The organism is Edwardsiella anguillarum ET080813 (assembly GCF_000264765.2).
Lineage (GTDB): Bacteria > Pseudomonadota > Gammaproteobacteria > Enterobacterales > Enterobacteriaceae > Edwardsiella > Edwardsiella anguillarum.
In genome coordinates this window covers 3,795,497-3,815,832 of sequence record NZ_CP006664.1, presented here as the reverse complement: position 1 = coordinate 3,815,832, position 20,336 = coordinate 3,795,497, and the positions used below count along the sequence as shown (strand labels likewise).

Genomic DNA, 20,336 nt, shown 5'->3' with positions numbered 1-20,336 from the left:
CGCCTAGGCGCCATTGGGGCAGAGTGTGCGCTCAGCGTGCAGGTTAGGCATGCAGGAGATAATGTTTATGTGTTATTTTGTTGTTTTGTAATGTTTTTTCTCATTGTAGCCTGCTGTAATCTCACGCCCCGGCAGACAGGGAACCCTCTCTTCACCACATGAAAACCATGTCGCATAAAGAACCGTTCGGCAGCCTGGCTTACATTTGACGTAAGCGCACTCACTCCGAGCCGGATGGCCTCTTCATGAAGGCGATTCATCAATAATGTCCCGACGCCTTGGCCGGAGCAGGTTCCCGAGACAAAGAAATGGTCTATGTATCCATTGGGCTGAATATCGGCGTATCCAGCGATTTCGCCCTTTATCTCAACGATAAAGGGACGCAGCTCCCGCATGTGGCTGGCCCATTGTTCTGGGTCGATATCGGCGGGAGCCCAGGCTGTGATTTGTTCACGAGTGTAGTAGCGTGATGCAATGGTATGTACAGAAGAGAGAAAGACGCGGAATAACGTCATTTCATCCCCATGTCTAAACCTTCTTATTTTCATCAAACCTCGCTGGTCAGGTGGGGAGATCCCGGCTGATAAATTCGTCGTTTATGGTGTTAGCGCTGCCGTTTCAGCGTTATTCCGGCGCTTCCAGCGACAACCAACCTAGACCTGACAAGGGACGGCTGTGCTTGGCACGGCCACGCCGATATAGCGGGGCGTTATAACGACCTCTCTGATGCAGAAAAAACGGAGCCGCCACCAAATAGAATGGACTTGCGGCGCTGCGGCGCATTGTGCAAACGCTGTTTATACCCAACAGGCTCCGCGATCCCGCGCGGCGTCGGCAATAACGCCGAGAGTGGGATCGCATCGCGATTTTCTAGGCTATCGAGAAAGACGATAATCGCCCATGCCCTCCCGTAGCGCGGAATATGCACACATGCCTTATCGTAAACTATCTTCTGTTTCCTGCGGAGAGCCAAGATAGCGCTGCTCCAGGTGGCGTCGCAGGTAGTCTGGGTTCAACGGCTCACCGCAGACGTTGCGGATCAGGGTATCGGTGTCCCAGCGTGAGCCGTGGCACCAGATATGTTGACGCAGCCAGTGGCCGATCGGTGCGATATCGCCGGCGGCGATCTGCGCCGGGAGATCGGCGATATCCCGGCGGGCGGCGGCGTACAGCTGCGCAGCATACATCGCGCCGAGGGTATAGGTGGGGAAGTAGCCAAAGGCGCCGTCAGTCCAGTGAATATCCTGCATGCAGCCGTCGCGGTAGTTGCCGGCGGTGCTCAGCCCCAGCGTACGGCGCATCTGGCTATCCCAGAGCGCCGGAATGTCCTCTACCTCAATCTCGCCCTCAATTAGCGCCCGTTCGATCTCATAGCGCAAAATGATGTGCGCCGGATAGCTGACCTCATCGGCATCGACCCGGATATAGCCGGGCTTGACGCGCTGATTGAGGCGGACAAAGTTTTCCGCGCTGAAGGCCGGATCGTCGCCGAAGGCCTCGATAACCCACGGGCGCAGGAAGTTCAGAAAGCCGTGGCTGCGCGCCAGCTGCATCTCAAAAAACAGGCTCTGGGACTCATGGATGGCGGTAGAGCGCGCCTCGCCCAGCGGTTGCCCCGCCCAGGCCTGCGGGAGATTTTGCTCATAGCGGGCATGACCGGTTTCATGCACGACGCCCAGCAGCGCGCTAAGAAAGTCATCGCGGCTATAGCGGGTGGTGATACGAACGTCCTGGGGGACGCCGCCGCAAAAGGGATGGGCGCTGACGTCCAGGCGACCGTGGACAAAGTCGAAGCCCAGCTGCGTCATGATACGCAGCCCCAGCCGGCGCTGCGCCTCCTCATCGAATGGCCCGCGCGGCAACCGTGGCGGCGTGCGCTGCTGCCGTTCCACTACTTGCTGCAGCAGCGTGGGCAGCCAGCCTTTAATCTCGCCGAACAGGGTGTCGAGGCGCGCGCTATTCATCCCCGGCTCATACAGATCTAGCAGGGCATCATAGCGGCTGCATCCGGCGTGGTCGGCGCGGATTTTGGCCTCTTCCCGGCTTAGCCGGACGACTGGGCGCAGATTCTCCATAAATCCATGCCAGTCATTATTGGCGCGCTGCGTCCGCCAGGCATGCTCGCAGCGCATTCCGGCCAGGGATTTCTCCTCGACCAGGGCGGCGGGGAGCAGGCTGGCCTGCGCGTAGCGGCGCTGCATTTCGGCCAGATTAGCGCGCTGCTCATCGCTGAGGCTCTCCTGCGCGGCGCGCTGCAGCCAGACGCCGGTCTCCTCGTCGCACAGGATCCGGTGCATTAGCAGACTAAGCTCGGTGAGCGCCTCTGAGCGGGCGACGCTGCCGCCGGGCGGCATATAGGTCTGCATATCCCAGCCGGCGATGGCTGAAAGGTGGTCAAAGCGCGCCAGGCGCTGAAAGATCGTTTCCAAACGTTGGTAGGCACTGGTCATATATAGCGACTCCACGGCCCACCGGGGGCCGTTAGTAGGGGGATGGGGGTCAGGCTGAGGCGGCGGGCGCCAAAGGAAGCGTAGCGCTATGACGTGGCCAGGTAAACAGGAAACAGGCGCCGCCCAGCGACGAACTGCTAATCGCGATCTGCCCCTGATAGGCCTGCACGATACTGTAGACGATGGCCAGCCCCAGGCCACAGCCGCCGGTGGCGCGATCGCGGCTGGGATCCAGCCGGACAAAGGGTTCGAAGACCCGCTCGCGCTCTGCGGCGGGAATACCGGGCCCATCATCCTCCACCTGGAGGCAGCCATTATCGCCGTCAAACCACAGCCCGATACGGAGCTTGTCCTGATTATAGCGCAGGGCGTTGTTGATCAGATTATCCAGCAGGCGCTCGAACAGGCGGATATCGATAGCACCGAAATCACCCCGATGGGGGATATCCAGCAAGATCTGCTGCTGAGGATGCATCTGGCGCAGCTCATTGGCCTTATCCTCCAGCCAGGCGGGCAGGTCGATCGCCTCCAGATGGGTGCTGACCTGGGGACGATCGAGGCGTGCATAGGTCAGCAGCTCATCGATCAATCCCTCCAACTGACCGATATCACGATTGATCGCCGCCTGCTCCTCGGCGCTGAGGCCATCGCTCATGGCCAGCCGGTAGCGCAGGCGTACCAGCGGTGTCCGCAGCTCGTGGGCAATCCCGTCAATCAGCTGCTTCTTGCTGGCGATCAGGGTATTAATATTGTCGGCCATACGGTTAAACGCAACCCCGAGGCGATGCAGGCTGGAGGTGCTGTCAAAGTGCGTTCGCTCCTGCAGATGTCCTTCGCCCAGGCGCTGGGCGGCGTTTTCCAGCCTGAGCAGGTCCTGCCAGTGGGGGCGCATCCACAGAAATACCGGCAGCGCCAGCGAGAGTCCGATAAGCAGCATCAGGGCAAAATCAAACAGGCGCATCTCATGCAGGAAAAACAGGTAGGGGATTGGTCCGACCGCCAGGACATAGTGGCTGCGTGGAATGCGCTGTAAAAAAGTGTATTCGCTGTCCAATGCGACGATCTCGCCCTCGCGCAGTTTACGATCCTGTCCAGGGGAGAGATGGCGCTTGCCGAGAGGCTCGATATGAAACTGAAACGATAGATTCCAGTCGAGTTTGTCGATGGTCTTGTTCCAATCGCGCGGCGGGATCTCACGCAGCTGGCTGCGGATCAGATACAGCGAGCTTTTCATCAGATCATCCATCGACTGACGGCCGGCGCGCTCGGCGGTGACCTTATAGACCAGCCCGACCAGCATCGCCATCACCAGGAAGCAGACGAACAGCAGCAGGTAAAACTGAATGAACAGTTTGCGCATCGGTACTATTCCCAGGCGTTAGGCGCAAACAGGTATCCCTTATTGCGTACGGTCTTGATGCGTACGGGCTCGGGCCCGGTATCGTGCAGCTTGCGGCGCAGACGGGAGATGGCCACATCGATACTGCGATCCAGACCGTCATAGCTGACGCCGCGCAGATTCTGCAGCAGGGCATCGCGATCCATAATGGTGCCGGCGTGGGTCGCCAGCTCCCACAGCAGGTCAAAATCGGAGGTGGAGAGATGCACCTCCGCGCTGGCGAGGCGTACCTCGCGGTTGACCGGATCGATACAGAGTTGACCGAGCTGCAGCGGATTGAGGCGGGCCGACGGCGCCGGTGCGCGGCCCGTACTCTCCGGCTGCGGCGTCGCATGCTGGCGCAGATGCAGACGCAGGCGCGCCAGCAGCACCGCCGGCGGCGTCGTTTTCAGAATATAGTCACTGGCACCCATCTCCAGCGACAAGATATGGTTCATATCGCTGTCGAGCGAGGTCAGTAGCACGATGGGCCCAGCGTAAGCCGGCCTCAAGTCCCGGCATAGGCTCATACCATCCTTACCCGGCAGCATGATATCCAGCATCACCAGATCCGGCATTAGCCGAAGGATGGTGTCAAAGGCGGTATCGCCGCGCGGCTCCAGCGTGACATCAATGTCATGTTTTCCCAGATAGGCGGCAATCAGCTGGCCTACGTCGGGATCATCCTCAACAAATACAATTCTGCTCATCGTCTCTACACCTGGTTAACGGCTAGCGCAGGGGGCGGCCACCGTCTACCCCTATGGTACGACCGGTAATGAAACGACTATTCAACAGGAAGTCAATGGCATTGACAATCTCTTGTTCGCCTGCGGCAATTTTCATCAGCGACTTATCCAGCGCTTTTTGTCGATAGGCCTCATCATCCTGCGGGTTGAACAGGATCAGCGCCGGGGCGATGGCGTTGACTTTGACCTCTGGTGCCAGCTTGCGAGCAAAGGAGCGCGTCATATTGTCCAGCGCGGCCTTACCGGCGGCATAGGCGATATGGCTGTCGCTGCCGCGCTCGACAACATAATCGGTCAAATGGATGATATCGGCGCCGGCGTCACCCTGTCCACGCAGCAGGGGCTCCAGCAGCAGATTCAGCAAGTAGGGCGTGTGGACGTGGATCTGCAGCATAGCATTGAGCGTCTGCTCCGGCGCGACGTCGGGGCGTTCGGCCTGCCAGGCGCTGGCGTTGTGTATCAGCGCCCTCAAGCGCGGCGTGATGCGTTGCACCCGCGCGGCGAAGTCATAGATTCCCTCCGTCGTCGAGAAGTCACACTGTAGGCAGAGCGCCCCGGCCTGACGCAGCGATGCTAGGGCCGGGTATTCACTGCGGTAGGCTACCAATACGGGGATCTCTCTGGCCAGCAGGGAGAGGGCCAGCGCCAGTCCGACGCGGCGGGCGCCGCCGGTGATCACCACCGGTGGCATGGACTGCGTATCCATCTGCGATTTCCTTAACTGAAAAAGGTATGCGGCTGTGCGATACCGTTACGGTCCACCGTATTATCAGTGCGCTGGATATGTACCGTAAAGGTTAAAATACGCCGGGCAATTATGTCATTTGCTATATACCAACGCCCATGGCGTTAATAGAGTGTAAATGAATAGGGCGCAATAGAGAAAGCATCCGTGCGTCAGAGGATATGATCATGATGCTACTGATGTGCGCTTCATCACAAAATATTTATCGTTACAAACAGGATAGAAAAGGTTACGCCAAGGGGATAACTATAATATCTCTCATTTTGTAAATAAAAATAAACAAGGCGTGGAGAATATGTCGTTATTTCTTTAAAAAAGTTTTCCCTATCGCTGCAATACATTTTGCCTATTGGATTACATTATTAAAATCAGTTAATTGCATTTATTTTTTGCTTTTATAAATGTTAAGCTACTGATAATAAAAAGCGCGCCAGGTTAATCCATCGCTAAATTGTGAGGTGGATTTTGTATGTTTGCCGTCTCCGCCAGAGGAGACGCCAACTTTATATTGAACTCTCCGCAACGAGTTGGAATAATAGTCCGACACCGCAGAAATAAAGCCACGCTGTCCATGGATGCTCTAAGCGTTGGCGTGATGCGATTGGGAGCCTGGAATATGTCTGATCTTTATCGGTCTGTCGGAAAACAAGAGCGGGTTTGTTTCGACTACACGCATTTTCTGTCCGCATCGTGTAATAAACGCTGGCGTTTCGTCGATGCCATTTGTGGGGTGATGCCGCTGTTCGGCATGGTGACCCGCGACACGGCGCAGAGCAAACGCAGCACCCAGAGCGCGCGCATTCGTCAGCTAGCGCTGCAGGTGCTCTCAACCCAGGTCAGCGATGAAACCAATATCCTGCGCCTGATTGAGCTGGTAAACCATCAGGGGCTGCCGGAGATCGAAATCCAGCTGCCCTATGCGCTAGAAGAGTCCCAGCTGAGCGCGATCCGCGCTCAGTCCGTGATTCCAGTCCGCATCGAGCCGCGTGGCGAACGACTGCTGATCGCGCTGAAGTAGCGACGGGAAAGAGCGCACTCAGTCCCATGACCGTTCAGGCAGGGCGCGGTGGTGCGCGTCGAAGCGAAAACACGGATCCGCACGCCCTCTGGGCGTGCGGATTTTTTTGTCTCTTTCCTTCGGCTCGGCAGGGGGCGGCTTATTGGCTAGCGCCTGCCGAGCCGGACCGCCCAGAGACCACTCCCAAGCGCGACACATAAAAAAGGCCGCAGCGGATAGCGCTGCGGCCTTCTGAAACCTCTCACGGGCCTCGCCGTGGGGGGCGCACTCAGTGCAGCATAAACCATCCCGCGGGCAGGGTTGCCATCAGAAGCAGGCAGATCCCGCTACGCTCCAGCAGGCTCATCCGCTGGCGATCGCACTGAGAGCGGCGCGCGTGCATAAAGACCAGCAGGCCCGGCGCATACAGCAGCACCGACATCAGCAGGTGCGTCAGTCCAGAGGCATACAGCAACCACAGGCCATAGGCACAGGCCCCGATGGCCGCCAGCGTAATCCAGCGATCGCCTTTTTCCCGCGCGACCTTATACAGGAAGGCGCCGACCAGGAAGTAGGGAACCAGGATCATCTCGGAGGCGATGGTCAGCAGGTTGTTGTAGTTTGCGCCGGTTGCCCAGATGATGATCAGCGTCACCTGCACCGCGCCGTTGGTCAGCCACAGTGAAGAGGCCGGAGCTTCTTTGGCATTCTGCTTACCAAAGATTTTCGGAAAGGCTCCGTGCTGCGAGGCCAGGAACGGCACCTCTGCCGCCATGATAGTCCAGCTCAGGTAGGCGCCGCAGACGGAGATAATCAGTCCGCCGGCGATCACGATTTCGCCAATCGGGCCGATCATCTTCACCATCAGTCCCGCCATGGAGGGGTTGCGCATTTCCGCCAGTTCGGCACGCGGCACCACGCCGAGGGAGAGCAGGGTTATCAGCAAATAGACCACCAGCGCGGAGACGACGGCCAGCATCGTCGCCCGACCCACATCTCGCTTATGGCGGGCGCGGGCGGAGACCACGACGGCGCCCTCCACGCCAATAAAGACCCACAGGGTAAACAGCATGGTGTCCTTGACCTGCTCCCAGACCGGGACGCCCATCTTCAGCCCGGTAAAGTCGATCTTAAACGTATCCAGACGAAAGGCGATGGCGGCCAGGATCACAAACAGCCCGAGCGGCAGCAGCTTGGCCAGCGTAGCGGCCAGGTTGATCCCCGCCGCGGTTTTAACCCCGCGCAGCACCATAAAGTGCACGACCCACAGCAGAATGGATTCGCCGATCACCGCCTGCCAGGTGTTCCCATCGCCAAACAGCGTCTGCTGCGGCGAATCGGTGAAAAAACTCAGGGCGGCAAACACGATGACCAGGTAAGAGACGTTGGCGATCACGGCGCACAGCCAGTACCCCCAGGCCGAGCAAAACCCCACCAGCTCGCCGAACCCCTCTTTGGCGTAGGTAAAGATACCACCGTCCAGATCGGGACGTAAGCGGGTCAACAGCAGCATGGCCAGCGCCAGAAACAGAATCCCGACGCCGGTAATTACCCAGCCGATCAATAAAGCCGCAGGGCTTGCCACATCCGCCATATTTTGCGGCAGGCTGAATACGCCGGCGCCGAGCATGGAGCTCAATACCAGCGCCGTCAGGGCGGTAAGTCCGAGTTTTTTTTCCAAGGCAAAATCCAAAAATAGATGAATTAACCAATATTTTACATTTCTACGATGTAAAAACTGACGATGACGGGCTCAGCGGGGGCTGGCCGGTAAAAGTGGCGCCGATTGTACGAAGAGAGCGCCTGCCGCGCAATGGAATACTATGCAATTTGAGTAAAAAATTATTCAAAAACAGCGGGCTTAGGCCGCGGAAAGCGTAAAAAAAAACGGCCCCGCAGGGCCGTTCGTCATACAACCGGCGTTTATTTAAACAGATCGGCGCTGACGGTCAGGTTGCCGCCGCTCTGATTTTGCCACTGGCGGGTGATGTGGTAGTACTTGGCACCCTTCGCCGCCGCACGCTTGGCGGCTTCCGTTGACATATCGGTCATGCTGTTAAAACGACCGGTAAAGGTGATGGAGTCAAAGGGAACCATCTGGGCGGCGGTGGCATTGTTCAGCTCTTCGATTTTGGTGCCGTTCGGTAATGTTACAGTGTAACGGTGACCGGAAGAGGACTGCGTCTGCCAGAATTGACCGACGTTGCTGCTCAGGGTCGAGGAGGAGGCGACGCCCGGGATCTCGACGTTGGCGGCCGCGGCACCGCCGGCGGCCAGCGCCGCGCGACCCGCGTCAGAGTCGGCGGGGATCGCATCGGGACTCTGCACCTGACGCTTCGGCGCATCGGCTTTAAAGACGTAGGCGGTGATCGTCTGGTTGCCACCGTTATTGGTATCGATCTGACGCACGATGTAAAACGCCGCGGCCTCTTTCTTCTTGGCGGCGCGCGCGACGGCGTCATTGACCTCTGGCTGACTGTTAAAGAAGCCGCTGACAGTCACGGTATCGAAAGGCTGTAGCGCAACGGCCTCTGCTTTCGGCAGCTCTTTAACCCCCTGGAAGTAACGGTAGCTTTGGCTCTTGTCGACGGTTGCCGCATCTTTCTTATAGACGTTGGCCACGACGCGCCAGTTGCCGCCGTCGTTGCTGGCGTTGGTATCCAGAATATAGAAATAGGCGGCGCCCAGCTGATCGGCCCGACGAGAAACGGCGTCCGCCGCCTCGCTGAGCATATTGAAGCGCCCGCTGATGGCGATTTGTTCGAAAGGCTTCAGCTCCGCGGCTTTTTGCGGCGTGAGTTCTTGGGCCGCCTGGACAGAAAATGCCGTGGCAGAGAGCAGGGCCGACGCAACGAGGGTGGTTTTCAGCTTCATATCAAAAAAATCCTTTACGCCTTATAAGGTTGTTTTGGTTAGCGGCAGAAGCCTACACCGGGGCGTCCGGCTTTTGCCAAACCTTGCCGCGATTGACAATGACAGCACATAATAATGCGCCAGATTATTACACGTAATGCTGCCCCTTGCCTCAGGATTTTATGCGATCAATGCGCTCGTCCGCTGTTATTGCAGCGGCTGCCATCTTCTCTGAGAGGGGATGGGCAATCCACCTGGCTGCCGGACAGCCTCTCTGCCTGCGGCGATAACTCGGCTGATAATTAATTGATTTCGCGTTTTCTTTTTTAAAACACCGCCGCATCCTTTGCGTGGGCAGGGGCATAAACAGCCGTAAATCAGGCATTAGCGGTTATCTCAATGACAAATGCGAAAGTTTTGCCGATTTTGGCACCGGACGTGACGATCAGTAGTGGATCGGCGCACCTGTTTTCAGTAGTTTATAGCAAGCTATCAGCAATTTTCGCTAACAGCATACAAGGTCATCGCAGGGTATGGATGACGCTCATCTTATTGACAGGTGAAAAGGGACGATTATGCGTATTGGTGTACCAAAAGAGCGGTTGGCCAATGAAGCCCGCGTAGCGGCGACGCCGAAGACGGTAGAGCAGCTGCTAAAGCTGGGCTTCACGGTGGCTATCGAAAGCGGCGCAGGAAAACTGGCCAGCTTTGAAGATGCCGCCTATCAGCAGGCCGGCGCCGAGGTAGTGGAACTTGACGAGGTTTGGCAGTCTGACGTGATTTTAAAGGTCAACGCGCCGGATGATGATGAAATTGCCCGCATTAAGGCTGGCGCTACCCTGATAAGCTTCATCTGGCCGGCGCAGAACCAGGCGCTGCTGGAGAAGCTGACCGCGCGCCAGGTCACGGTGATGGCGATGGATTCGGTGCCGCGTATTTCGCGCGCCCAGTCGATGGACGCCCTCAGTTCCATGGCAAACATCGCTGGCTACCGGGCCATCGTGGAGGCGGCTCATGAGTTTGGCCGCTTCTTTACCGGTCAGATCACGGCGGCGGGTAAGGTGCCGCCGGCGAAGGTGATGGTGATCGGCGCCGGCGTTGCCGGTCTGGCCGCCATCGGCGCTGCCGGTAGCCTCGGCGCCATCGTACGCGCCTTCGATACCCGTCCAGAAGTCAAAGAGCAGGTGCAGAGTATGGGCGCCGAGTTTCTGGAGCTGGACTTTGCAGAAGAGGCCGGCAGCGGCGACGGCTATGCCAAAGTGATGTCGGAGGCCTTTATTAAGGCCGAGATGGCGCTGTTCGCCGCCCAGGCGCAGGAGGTGGATATCATCGTCACCACGGCGCTGATCCCGGGGAAACCGGCGCCGCGCCTGATCACCAAAGAGATGGTCGCCGCCATGAAGCCGGGCAGCGTGATCGTCGATCTGGCGGCGCAGACCGGCGGTAACTGCGAGCTGACGCAGGCGGATCGGGTGGTGACCACCGAAAACGGCGTCAAGATCATCGGCTATACCGATCTGCCGAGCCGTCTGCCGACCCAGTCATCCCAGCTGTATGCCACCAACCTGGTCAATCTGCTTAAGCTGTTGTGCAAAGAGAAAGATGGCACCCTTAACGTGGACTTTGAGGATGTGATCATCCGCGGAGTGACCGTGGTGCGGACGGGAGAGATTACCTGGCCGGCGCCGCCGATCAAGGTTTCCGCCCAGCCGCAGGCTGCCAAGGCAGAGCCGGTAGCCGCCCCCGTGGCCAAGCCGACGTCGCCGCTTAAGAAGTACCTGCTGATGGCCCTGGCCATCGTGCTGTTCGGCTGGATGGCCAGCGTGGCGCCGAAGGAATTCCTATCGCACTTCACCGTATTTGCGCTCTCCTGCGTGGTGGGCTACTACGTGGTCTGGAACGTCAGCCATGCGCTGCATACGCCGCTGATGTCGGTCACCAACGCCATCTCCGGCATCATTGTGGTCGGTGCGCTGCTGCAGATTGGGCACGGCGGTTGGATCACGTTCTTTGCCTTTATTGCGGTGCTGATCGCCAGTATCAACATCTTCGGCGGTTTCACCGTCACCCAGCGCATGCTGAAAATGTTTCGTAAGAACTGAGGGAGGTAACAAATGTCTGGAGGATTAGTCACCGCAGCATACATTGTTGCCGCCATCCTGTTTATTTTTAGTCTGGCCGGGCTCTCCAAGCACGAGACGTCCAAGCAGGGCAATACCTTTGGCATGGTCGGTATGGCCATTGCGCTGATCGCTACCATCTGTGGTCCCGACGCCGGCAGCATCGGTTGGATCATCGTGGCGATGGTGATCGGCGGCGCTATCGGCATGCATCTGGCGCGTAAGGTCGAGATGACTGAAATGCCGGAGCTGGTCGCTATTCTGCATAGCTTCGTCGGTCTGGCGGCGGTTCTGGTGGGCTACAACAGCTACATCGAGCATCAGCCGGGCAGCATGGAAGCGGTGCTGGAAAATATCCACCTGGTCGAGGTGTTCCTGGGGATCTTCATCGGGGCCGTCACCTTTACCGGCTCTATCGTCGCCTTTGGCAAGCTGCGCGGGATTATCTCATCCAAGCCGCTGATGCTGCCGCATCGCCATAAGCTGAATCTGGCGGCGCTGGTCGTCTCGTTCCTGCTGATGCTGTGGTTCGTCAATACCGGCTCCAGCGTGGCGCAGGTGTTTGCCCTGCTGCTGATGACGCTCATCGCGCTGGCCTTTGGCTGGCACTTGGTGGCCTCTATCGGCGGCGCGGATATGCCGGTGGTGGTTTCCATGCTGAACTCCTACTCCGGCTGGGCGGCAGCAGCGGCGGGCTTTATGCTGAGCAACGATCTGCTGATCGTAACCGGCGCCCTGGTCGGTTCGTCCGGTGCCATTCTGTCCTACATCATGTGTAAAGCGATGAACCGCTCCTTTATCAGCGTGATCGCCGGTGGCTTCGGCACCGACGGCTCATCCACCGGTGATGAGGGCGAAATGGGTGAATACCGCGAGGCCAGCGCGGAAGAGGTGGCCGACATGCTGAAGAACTCCTCAAGCGTGATCATCACGCCGGGGTATGGCATGGCCGTCGCGCAGGCGCAGTATCCGGTCGCGGAAATCACCCAGAAGCTGCGCGATCGCGGGATCAAAGTGCGCTTTGGCATCCACCCGGTGGCGGGGCGCCTGCCCGGTCACATGAACGTCCTGCTGGCGGAGGCCAAGGTACCGTACGATGTGGTGCTGGAGATGGATGAGATCAACGATGATTTCGCCGATACCGATACGGTACTGGTGATCGGCGCCAATGACACGGTCAACCCGGCGGCCATGGAAGATCCGCGCAGCCCGATCGCCGGGATGCCGGTGCTGGAAGTATGGAAGGCTCAGAACGTCATCGTGTTCAAGCGTTCCATGAATACCGGCTATGCCGGGGTGCAAAATCCGCTGTTCTTTAAAGAAAATACGCAGATGCTGTTCGGCGATGCCAAAGACAGCGTCGAGGCCATCCTGCGCGCCCTGTAAAGGGTCGTCGGGATGAAAACGCAAGCGCCCCTATGTGGGGCGCTTTTTTCATTTAAGGGCGAGGTGCCGTCGGCTTACTCGTCATCGTGCTCATCTTCGCAGTCCACCTCCAGCGGCGAGGCGTAGCCGTCCGGCTTAATCGCCAGCAGGTCGCATTTCAGATGATCGATCACATGTTCCGCCGTATTGCCGATAAACGCCGCGGAAATACCGGTGCGCCCCAGGGTGCCGAGCACCACCACGCCGGCATTGAGCCGGGCGGCGACCGCGGGGATCACATCCTCCGGCAGTCCTTTCTCTACGTGGGTCTGCGTCTCTGGGATCGAAAACTTCTGCCGCAGCGCCTTCATGGCGACCAGATGCTGGCCGCGAATGGCCTCGTTGTAGATACGCGGATCAAAGTCTGGAATTTCGATAGCAGCATTGATCGGCGTCACCGGATAGGCCGCCACCAGGTGAACCGCCGTCTGGTTCACCTTCTCCGCCAGCGCCAGCGTCTCCCGTACCAGCTTGATATTCAGCGGATCGTGATAGGGCTCCTCGCTGGAGAGGTTCACCGCAACCAGCGCCACGCCATTCTCCGGCCAGGGCTGATCCTTCACCATCCATACCGGGCAGGGGCATTTGCGCAGCAGATGCCAGTCGGTGGGGGTAAAAATGACCGACTCCAGCCGATCGTGCTGGTGAGCCATCTTCAGCAGCAGATCGTGACCGCCGCGGATCACCTCCTGGATGATGGCCTCGAACGGGCGATTATGCCAGATCACCTTAATCTCAATGGAAATACCCGCCTCAAGATAGTAGTGGCACTGCTCGCGGATCCAGGCGGTGCGCTGGCTGACGACGCCTTGGCGCATGGTCACCCGCTCGCTGGGCGACAGCAGGGTCGTCATCTCGTAGGAGAGATCGTAGATAGGCAAAAATGCCAGGATCTGGCCGCCGTTACGCTGCACCAGGTATACCGCGCGCCGTAGCGCTGGCTGATCGTTTTGGTTCGGATCGATAGCCACCAGTATTTTCTGATATTGGGCCATATGGACTCTCCTTTACTGCCTCATCATTAACGTGTTTTTACGCGAACTTCACCATTCACCATACAATAGAATAGATAAGGAAAATGCCGACGAGCAACAAATCAGAAAATATAATCGAGGGAGGCCTGGGCAGGGAGGGTGACACTAAAAAACGGCCCGCAGGCCGTCTTCTTTATTCGCAGCGGGCGTTCATTCGCCGCAGGGCGTACGCGGATTACCGGCCAGATGGGCCAACGCATCAATATCTTGAATCGTAATATATTTACCCTTTACGCTGAGAATATCGCTTTTCTGAAAGCGTCCCAGCAGACGGCTGATAGTCTCTACCGTCAGGCCAAGATAATTCCCGATGTCGCCGCGGGTCATGGTCAGGCGGAATTCACGCGGTGAGAAGCCCCGCTGGGCAAAGCGCCGCGACAGGTTATAGATAAAGGCGGCCAGACGCTCTTCGGCATTCTTCTTGGAGAGCAGCAGGATCATGTCCTGATCGCCCTTAATTTCGCCGCTCATCAGGCGCATCATCTGCTGACGCAGACTGGGCATTTTACCGGACAGGTCGTCCAGCGTTTCAAAGGGGATCTCGCACACCATGGAGGTTTCCAGTGCCTGGGCAAAGCTGGGATGCATCTGCGCGCCGATGGCGTCAAACCCCACCAGGTCGCCCGCCAGGTGAAACGCCGTGATCTGCTCGTCACCCTGTTCGGTGATGGTATAACTCTTAATGGTTCCGGAGCGGATCGCGTACAGCGACTTCAGTTCATCCCCCGCCTTAAACAGCGCCTGACCTTTCTGAATCGGCTTTTTACGCTCAATGATGTTGTCGAGCTGATCCAGCTCATGCTCATTAAGCGTAAACGGGATACACAGCTGGCTGATGCTGCAATCCTGACAGTGGATCGCACAACCACCAGACTGGATACGGCGAATGACACGTTTTTCCGGAATCATAGGTGTTGCCTAAATAATATTGATATCGGTCAATTTTAACATCTTTTACGGGGGATAATAAACCCTATTGTTGATCCAGATTTGGGGATGCGAATTAAGGCACGTTTCGTGTATAAGCTGTGATGTATAGCACATTATTTATTGGTGACATTGTCACGATAATATGGTTAGCGCCATTAATTATGTTAGTGCTATGATTTTTCCTGTTGATATCGTGTTAGCCACGGCGGGGATGGCGGCGTAAAAATACGCGCAGAGCGAGACGACGCGGGGCTTGGCGCGGAGGGAACGATCGGAGCGGAAATTAAAAATTACAGCGCGGGCAAGAATAAAATCACACAAATAAATAAAGCGGCGCAGCGCCATTTAAGTAAGTAATTTGTTTATAATAGCACGCCGGGGCGCCGAAAAAATAGCGCAGCGGTGAGCCTAACGGCGGCCGGCGCGGGCGACGCGGATAAGAAATTCACAGCGCTAGCCTTGTAACTGTGTCCGGCGCGACTACAATAGCGCCGTTTCAGAGACTAACCACGGTAACCGCATGCGCCAACCCACACACAAGCTTGAACTCCTCAGTCCCGCCCGCGAGGCGGCCATCGGCCGTGAGGCCATTCTGCACGGCGCCGATGCGGTTTATATCGGCGGACCCAGCTTTGGCGCGCGCCATAACGCCGGTAACTCCCTGAGTGATATCGCCGCCCTGAGCGATTTTGCCCACCGCTATGGCGCCAAAATCTTCGTTACGCTCAATACCATACTGCACGATAATGAGCTGGAGCCAGCGCGCAGCCTGATCCACCGTCTCTACGACGCCGGCGTGGATGCGCTGATCGTGCAGGACATGGGGATCCTGCAAATGGACATTCCCCCCATCGATTTACATGCCAGCACCCAATGCGATATCCGCAGCGTGGAGAAGGCCCGTTTCCTATCCCTGGCCGGCTTCTCCCAGATCGTGCTAGCCCGCGAGCTGAGCCTGCCGCAGATCGCCGCTATCCGCGACAGTATCGATGCCAATATCGAATTCTTCATCCACGGCGCGCTGTGCGTAGCCTATTCCGGGCAGTGCTATATCTCTCATGCCCAGACCGGGCGCAGCGCTAACCGCGGCGACTGCTCCCAGGCCTGTCGTTTACCCTATACCCTGAAAGATGAGCAGGGGCGCGTCGTCGCCTATGAGAAGCATCTGCTGTCGCTCAAGGATAACGACCAAAGCGACAACCTGACGGCGCTGATCGATGCCGGCGTGCGCTCCTTTAAGATTGAGGGGCGCTACAAGGATATGAGCTATGTGAAAAACATCACGGCCTACTATCGCCAGCGCCTGGACGCTATCCTGGAGCAGCGGCCAGACCTGAGCCGCGCCTCCCTGGGCCGCACCCGTCACTTTTTTACGCCGTCGCCGGACAAGACCTTTCACCGCGGCAGCACCGACTACTTTGTGCGTGAGCGACAAATGGATATCGGCGCGTTTGAGTCGCCCAAATTTATCGGGGTTCCCATCGGTGAGGTTGCCGCCGTTGCCGCCGGGCACCTGGATGTCAGCGTCCACGAGGCGCTGCACAACGGCGATGGACTGAACGTACAGGTGAAGCGAGATATCGTCGGGCTGCGGGCCAATACCGTAGAGGCGCGGGGCGAGGGGCGCTACCGTATCTGGCCTAACGAAATGCCGCCGGCGCTGGCTACGCTGCGGTTGCCCCATCCCCTGAACCGTAACCTAGACCACGATTGGCAGCAGACGCTGCTGAAGAGCTCCAGCGAGCGCCGCGTCGGCCTGAAGCTGCGTTTAAGCGGCTCGGCACAGCGGCTGCAGTTGACGCTCACCTGTGAGGATGGCGTCAGCGTTAGTCACTCTCTGACGGGTCACTTTGAACCGGCGCGCCAGGCCGAGCGGGCGCTGCAGGGGCTGCGCGAGGGGCTAAGCAAGCTGGGACAAACCCTGTATCAGGCCGATGAGGTCGAGATTGCGCTGGCAGAGCCCTATTTTGTCCCCAACAGCCAGCTGAACCAGCTGCGCCGCGAAGCCATCGAGCGGCTGGATCAGGCCCGGGCCTGCCAGGACAAGCGTCTGCGGCGCAGGGCCGCGCTGACGCCGCCGCCGCAGTATCCGCAGAGCCATCTGACCTATCTGGACAATGTGTATAACCGACTGGCCCGTGAGTTTTATCACCGGCATGGCGTCACCCTGATCGACGCCGCCTATGAGGCGCACGTGGAGAAGGGCGAGGTTCCGGTTATGATCACCAAGCACTGCCTACGCTTTGCGTTTAACCTCTGCCCCAAGCAGGCGAAAGGGAGCCAGGGCGTTAAGGGAAGGGCGTCGCCGATGCAGTTGGTGTACCAGGATGAGCTACTGACGCTGAAGTTTGACTGTAAACACTGTGAAATGCAGGTTATTGGCAAGATTAAACCCCACGTGCTTAAAATGGCGCTGCCGGGGAGCGTATTGGGCGCCATTACACCGGATGAGCTGCTAAAAACGCTGCCAGGAAAGCAAAGATAATTCTGGAATATCCGTAAAATAACCAATTATTTTCATTTTATTTACCCCTCGGCGGGAGAGATCTCCCGCCAAAAATGCGATCTGACTTGCATTTCTGACTGTCTATCTACCGCTGCCATCGCGCGAAAATAAAATAATTTATTGTTTTCATAAGATAAATTTCATTTACCTCTTTTTACTTTATCGCTAATTCGCATTTCGCGTAAGTCGACGTCGCGCAGGCGTTATATATTCATATTCAGAAAATCCATACAATTAACATGGAGAAGTCATTATGTCACTTCGTTTGTCTGAAGCCGACGCCGACGCGGCGCTGACGCGCCTGCGCAGCCACTACCGGGTTTATGCGCCGGTGGCGGAGTATCGCGGCGGACGCTTTTCTGATACTGATAATATCGTCTACCAGGAGGTGACTCGCTGGCGGGATATTGTCTGGCAGGAAAAGTCCCATATGGCACCCAGCACGATTATATCCCCGATTACCGAGACACTGTTTCACTTCGATAACGATGTGATTCAGATTGCCGATGTCGATCGCCGTCCACGTCTGATCCTGGCGCGCGCCTGTGATATTAATGCCATGAGCCGCCTTGACTATATGTATCTGAAGAACGGCAATAATGCCGACTACAGCTACGCATTAGTGCGCGACAGCATCAAGTTTGTGCTGATGGAGTGCGCATCCAGCTTTGAAAACTGCTTCTGCGTTTCCATGGGAACCAACCGAACTGACAGCTACAGCGCCGCGATGCGTTTTGATGAGCAGGGGGTGAACGTCGAGATCACCGATCCGGCGCTAGAGGCCGCCTTTTCCGGGCTGGGGCAGGCGTGTAACTACCGCGCTGGGTTCGTCAGCGAGAACTCAGAGAACGTGGTCACCCCGGACCAGGTATGCGATGACCCTAAGCGCGTGCGCCAAATCCTACAGCAGAGTCCTCTGTGGGATGACTACCAGCACCGCTGCATCGGCTGCGGCCGCTGCACCACCGGTTGCCCAACCTGTACCTGCTACAGCCTCTTCGATGTCGCCTATGCCGAAAATCCACAGCGCGGCGAGCGCCGTCGTCAGTGGGCCAGCTGTATGGTGGCCGGATTTACCGATATGGCCGGTGGCCACCACTTCCGCGACAAGGTCAGCGAGCGTCTGCGCTTCCGCGCACTGCATAAGGTCAACGACTACCGCGCCCGTGCCCAGGAGGGGGAGCATATGTGCGTCGGCTGCGGCCGCTGCGACGATCGCTGCCCGCAGTATATAAAATTTTCAAATATTATTAATAAGATGAGTGCTGAAGTCGCCCGGGTGCTGCAGGAGGAGCAGGAATAATGTGTAACGGTAACTGTGAACATCGTCACCAGGTGCTGCTGCCGGCGGCATACCCGATTCTGGAGATTGAGAAACATACGGCGCTGGAGTGGAACTTTCGCGTTGCCTGCGACTTTCCGCTGCACTATGGCCAGTTTGTGGAGGTCTCTCTGCCGCTGGTCGGCGAGGCGCCGATATCCGTTTCCGACTATGGCGATGGCTGGGTTGATCTGCTGATCCGCCGGGTAGGGCACGTGACCGATGCGCTGTTTGCGCTGCAGATCGGCGATAAGGTCTGGCTGCGCGGCGCCTACGGTAACGGCTATGACCTGAGCCAGTTTTACGATAAGCGCCTGATCGTGGTCGCCGGCGGCACCGGCGTAGCGCCGGTAAAAGGGCTGATGCGTCATTTTTGCGAGCATCCGCAGCAGGTAAAAAGCCTGGATATGATCTTGGGCTATAAGAATCAGGACAGCATCCTGTACAAACGCGAGCTCGACTTCTGGCGCAGCCGGCACAACCTGTGCCTGACCCTGGATGAGGGCGACACCATCGCCGAATATTATCACCTGGGGCGGGTGACCGACCATCTGCCGTACCTGGACTTCAGCGCACCGGAGGAGATCCAGGCCATCGTGGTCGGGCCGCCGGTGATGATCCGGGCGACGGTCGCCATGCTGCAGGAAAATGGCCTGCGGGATGAGCAGATTTGGGTCGACTATGAGCGTCGCATGGCCTGCTCTGTCGGCAAGTGCGGCCACTGCCGCATGGGAGATGTCTATATCTGTGTCGATGGGCCGGTGTTTAACTATGCCGACGCTCGCGCCATGGTTGACTGAAGGAGCCAATAATGAGTATCGATGTCGATATTTACCGCGCTCGGGCGCTGAATGAATACCGTTTCTCCAAGGTACGCTCTGAGGCCATGGTCAGCGTCAGGATCCCCGGGGGGATCCTGCCCGCACGTCTGCTGAGCGTAGCCCAGCAAATCGCCGAAGAGTATGGCAACGGGCTGATTCACCTGACGACCCGCCAAAAATTGGCGATGCCCGGTATTCGCTATGAGGACATGGACAAGGTTAACGCCGCACTGGAGCCCTTTATCCGCGAGATTGAAATTGAAACCTGCGGGATTGAGGTCGAGGATCCGAAGGCCGGCTATCAGGCTATCGGTGGGCGTAACATCGTTGCCTGTCAGGGCAACCGCATCTGCCAAAAGGCCAATACGGATACCACCGGCATGGCGCAGCGGCTGGAAAAGCTGATCTATCCCAGCCGCTATCATCTCAAGGTGGTGCTGGCCGGCTGCCCTAACGACTGCGCTAAGGCCACCATGGCCGATCTGGGGATCCTGGGGGTCGCCCGGATTAACTTTACCCCCGAGCGCTGCATCGGCTGCGGCGCCTGCGTTCGCGCCTGTAAACACCATGCCGTCGACTGCCTCTCCCTGCTGAACGGTAAGGCCACCAAGCAGGAGAGTCTGTGCATCGGCTGCGGCGAGTGCGTGCTGGCCTGCCCAACGCTGGCCTGGCAGCGGCGTCCGGAGCAGCTGTACCAGGTGCGCCTGGGCGGCCGTACCAGTAAGAAGACACCGCGCGTCGGTAAAGTCTTTCTTAACTGGGTCACCGAAGAGGTGATCCAGGCCGTCATCGGCAACATATTTGAATTTGAACGCGAGATGCTGGACGGCACGCCGGTGTATCTGCATATGGGGCATCTGATCGATCGCGCCGGCTACAGCGACTTTAAAAAGCGGGTGCTGCGTGGCGTCACCCTGAATCCGGGCGCCCAGGTCGCCGAACGGATGTATTGGCAAGAGGACACCTACGTCGGCAACGTCCACCTGAAATCGGTGTAGCGTGCCCAA

The 20,336-nt window shown here is 57.9% G+C and carries 16 protein-coding genes; 7 read left to right on the top strand and 9 right to left on the bottom strand.

The window, feature by feature from the left end; all coding sequences use genetic code 11:
• Positions 1-65 precede the first annotated feature (65 nt).
• The 5 genes from ETEE_RS17140 to folM all read right to left on the bottom strand — a co-directional run bounded on the left by ETEE_RS17140 (position 66) and on the right by folM (position 5,283).
• Positions 66-548 carry a GNAT family N-acetyltransferase gene (locus ETEE_RS17140; RefSeq protein ID WP_034163400.1) on the bottom strand — a complete coding sequence of 161 codons (483 nt, stop codon included), beginning with the start codon at positions 546-548 and terminating at the stop codon, positions 66-68.
• 387 nt (positions 549-935) lie between these two features.
• Positions 936-2,450, bottom strand: coding sequence for a carboxypeptidase M32 (locus ETEE_RS17135; RefSeq protein ID WP_034163401.1), 1,515 nt, complete (start codon positions 2,448-2,450; stop codon positions 936-938).
• A 49-nt stretch (positions 2,451-2,499) separates the two neighbouring features.
• A complete protein-coding gene (gene rstB / locus ETEE_RS17130; protein ID WP_034163402.1) occupies positions 2,500-3,810 on the bottom strand; it encodes a two-component system sensor histidine kinase RstB in 1,311 nt (436 codons plus the stop codon).
• Positions 3,811-3,815: 5 nt separating this feature from the next.
• Positions 3,816-4,538: a two-component system response regulator RstA gene (gene rstA, locus ETEE_RS17125; protein WP_034163403.1), complete on the bottom strand. Its 723-nt coding sequence runs from the start codon at positions 4,536-4,538 to the stop codon at positions 3,816-3,818.
• Between the two features lie 22 nt (positions 4,539-4,560).
• Positions 4,561-5,283: a dihydromonapterin reductase gene (gene folM / locus ETEE_RS17120; protein ID WP_034163404.1), complete on the bottom strand. Its 723-nt coding sequence runs from the start codon at positions 5,281-5,283 to the stop codon at positions 4,561-4,563.
• 655 nt (positions 5,284-5,938) lie between these two features.
• On the opposite strand from folM, the gene ETEE_RS17115 reads away from it, so the two are divergent.
• A complete protein-coding gene (locus tag ETEE_RS17115) occupies positions 5,939-6,340 on the top strand; it encodes a preprotein translocase subunit SecD family protein (protein ID WP_034163405.1) in 402 nt (133 codons plus the stop codon).
• Between the two features lie 268 nt (positions 6,341-6,608).
• Here ETEE_RS17115 and ETEE_RS17110 read toward each other — a convergent pair whose 3' ends face one another.
• Positions 6,609-8,000: an amino acid permease gene (locus tag ETEE_RS17110; protein WP_034163406.1), complete on the bottom strand. Its 1,392-nt coding sequence runs from the start codon at positions 7,998-8,000 to the stop codon at positions 6,609-6,611.
• Positions 8,001-8,242: 242 nt separating this feature from the next.
• On the bottom strand, positions 8,243-9,193 hold the full coding sequence (gene ydgH / locus ETEE_RS17105; protein WP_034163407.1) for a DUF1471 family protein YdgH: 951 nt from the start codon (positions 9,191-9,193) through the stop codon (positions 8,243-8,245).
• 554 nt (positions 9,194-9,747) lie between these two features.
• Here ydgH and pntA point away from each other — a divergent pair.
• Together pntA and pntB are read left to right on the top strand one after the other, a co-directional pair.
• Positions 9,748-11,274 carry a Re/Si-specific NAD(P)(+) transhydrogenase subunit alpha gene (gene pntA / locus ETEE_RS17100; RefSeq protein ID WP_034163408.1) on the top strand — a complete coding sequence of 509 codons (1,527 nt, stop codon included), beginning with the start codon at positions 9,748-9,750 and terminating at the stop codon, positions 11,272-11,274.
• Between the two features lie 12 nt (positions 11,275-11,286).
• On the top strand, positions 11,287-12,678 hold the full coding sequence (gene pntB / locus ETEE_RS17095; RefSeq protein ID WP_034163409.1) for a Re/Si-specific NAD(P)(+) transhydrogenase subunit beta: 1,392 nt from the start codon (positions 11,287-11,289) through the stop codon (positions 12,676-12,678).
• Between the two features lie 74 nt (positions 12,679-12,752).
• On the opposite strand, the gene uspE is transcribed toward pntB, so the two are convergent.
• The gene (gene uspE / locus ETEE_RS17090; RefSeq protein WP_034163410.1) at positions 12,753-13,712 is read right to left on the bottom strand and encodes a universal stress protein UspE; all 960 of its coding nucleotides are present in this window, start codon (positions 13,710-13,712) and stop codon (positions 12,753-12,755) included.
• Positions 13,713-13,901: 189 nt separating this feature from the next.
• Positions 13,902-14,660 (bottom strand): FNR family transcription factor, encoded by a 759-nt coding sequence (locus tag ETEE_RS17085; RefSeq protein ID WP_012848584.1) that lies wholly within the window; start codon positions 14,658-14,660, stop codon positions 13,902-13,904.
• 541 nt (positions 14,661-15,201) lie between these two features.
• On the opposite strand from ETEE_RS17085, the gene ETEE_RS17080 reads away from it, so the two are divergent.
• The 4 genes from ETEE_RS17080 to asrC all read left to right on the top strand — a co-directional run bounded on the left by ETEE_RS17080 (position 15,202) and on the right by asrC (position 20,327).
• Entirely contained in the window at positions 15,202-17,166 is a 1,965-nt protein-coding gene (locus tag ETEE_RS17080) for a peptidase U32 family protein (RefSeq protein ID WP_034163411.1), read from the top strand.
• A 274-nt stretch (positions 17,167-17,440) separates the two neighbouring features.
• Positions 17,441-18,490 (top strand): anaerobic sulfite reductase subunit AsrA, encoded by a 1,050-nt coding sequence (gene asrA, locus ETEE_RS17075; protein WP_034163412.1) that lies wholly within the window; start codon positions 17,441-17,443, stop codon positions 18,488-18,490.
• A complete protein-coding gene (gene asrB / locus ETEE_RS17070) occupies positions 18,490-19,308 on the top strand; it encodes an anaerobic sulfite reductase subunit AsrB (RefSeq protein ID WP_034163413.1) in 819 nt (272 codons plus the stop codon). Before asrA ends, asrB begins: the two co-directional genes overlap by 1 nt.
• 11 nt (positions 19,309-19,319) lie before the next feature.
• Positions 19,320-20,327, top strand: a complete 1,008-nt coding sequence (asrC, locus tag ETEE_RS17065) for a sulfite reductase subunit C (RefSeq protein WP_034163414.1) — start codon at positions 19,320-19,322, stop codon at positions 20,325-20,327.
• The last annotated feature ends 9 nt before the right edge of the window (positions 20,328-20,336 follow it).

What these genes read in the sequence shown, in the direction of transcription:
- ETEE_RS17140 (WP_034163400.1), bottom strand. Translation starts at nt 548, where the DNA reads ATGAAAATAAGAAGGTTTAGACATGGGGATGAAATGACGTTATTCCGC.
- ETEE_RS17135 (WP_034163401.1), bottom strand. Translation starts at nt 2,450, where the DNA reads ATGACCAGTGCCTACCAACGTTTGGAAACGATCTTTCAGCGCCTGGCG.
- rstB (WP_034163402.1), bottom strand. Translation starts at nt 3,810, where the DNA reads ATGCGCAAACTGTTCATTCAGTTTTACCTGCTGCTGTTCGTCTGCTTC.
- rstA (WP_034163403.1), bottom strand. Translation starts at nt 4,538, where the DNA reads ATGAGCAGAATTGTATTTGTTGAGGATGATCCCGACGTAGGCCAGCTG.
- folM (WP_034163404.1), bottom strand. Translation starts at nt 5,283, where the DNA reads ATGGATACGCAGTCCATGCCACCGGTGGTGATCACCGGCGGCGCCCGC.
- ETEE_RS17115 (WP_034163405.1), top strand. Translation starts at nt 5,939, where the DNA reads ATGTCTGATCTTTATCGGTCTGTCGGAAAACAAGAGCGGGTTTGTTTC.
- ydgH (WP_034163407.1), bottom strand. Translation starts at nt 9,193, where the DNA reads ATGAAGCTGAAAACCACCCTCGTTGCGTCGGCCCTGCTCTCTGCCACG.
- pntA (WP_034163408.1), top strand. Translation starts at nt 9,748, where the DNA reads ATGCGTATTGGTGTACCAAAAGAGCGGTTGGCCAATGAAGCCCGCGTA.
- pntB (WP_034163409.1), top strand. Translation starts at nt 11,287, where the DNA reads ATGTCTGGAGGATTAGTCACCGCAGCATACATTGTTGCCGCCATCCTG.
- uspE (WP_034163410.1), bottom strand. Translation starts at nt 13,712, where the DNA reads ATGGCCCAATATCAGAAAATACTGGTGGCTATCGATCCGAACCAAAAC.
- ETEE_RS17085 (WP_012848584.1), bottom strand. Translation starts at nt 14,660, where the DNA reads ATGATTCCGGAAAAACGTGTCATTCGCCGTATCCAGTCTGGTGGTTGT.
- ETEE_RS17080 (WP_034163411.1), top strand. Translation starts at nt 15,202, where the DNA reads ATGCGCCAACCCACACACAAGCTTGAACTCCTCAGTCCCGCCCGCGAG.
- asrA (WP_034163412.1), top strand. Translation starts at nt 17,441, where the DNA reads ATGTCACTTCGTTTGTCTGAAGCCGACGCCGACGCGGCGCTGACGCGC.
- asrB (WP_034163413.1), top strand. Translation starts at nt 18,490, where the DNA reads ATGTGTAACGGTAACTGTGAACATCGTCACCAGGTGCTGCTGCCGGCG.
- asrC (WP_034163414.1), top strand. Translation starts at nt 19,320, where the DNA reads ATGAGTATCGATGTCGATATTTACCGCGCTCGGGCGCTGAATGAATAC.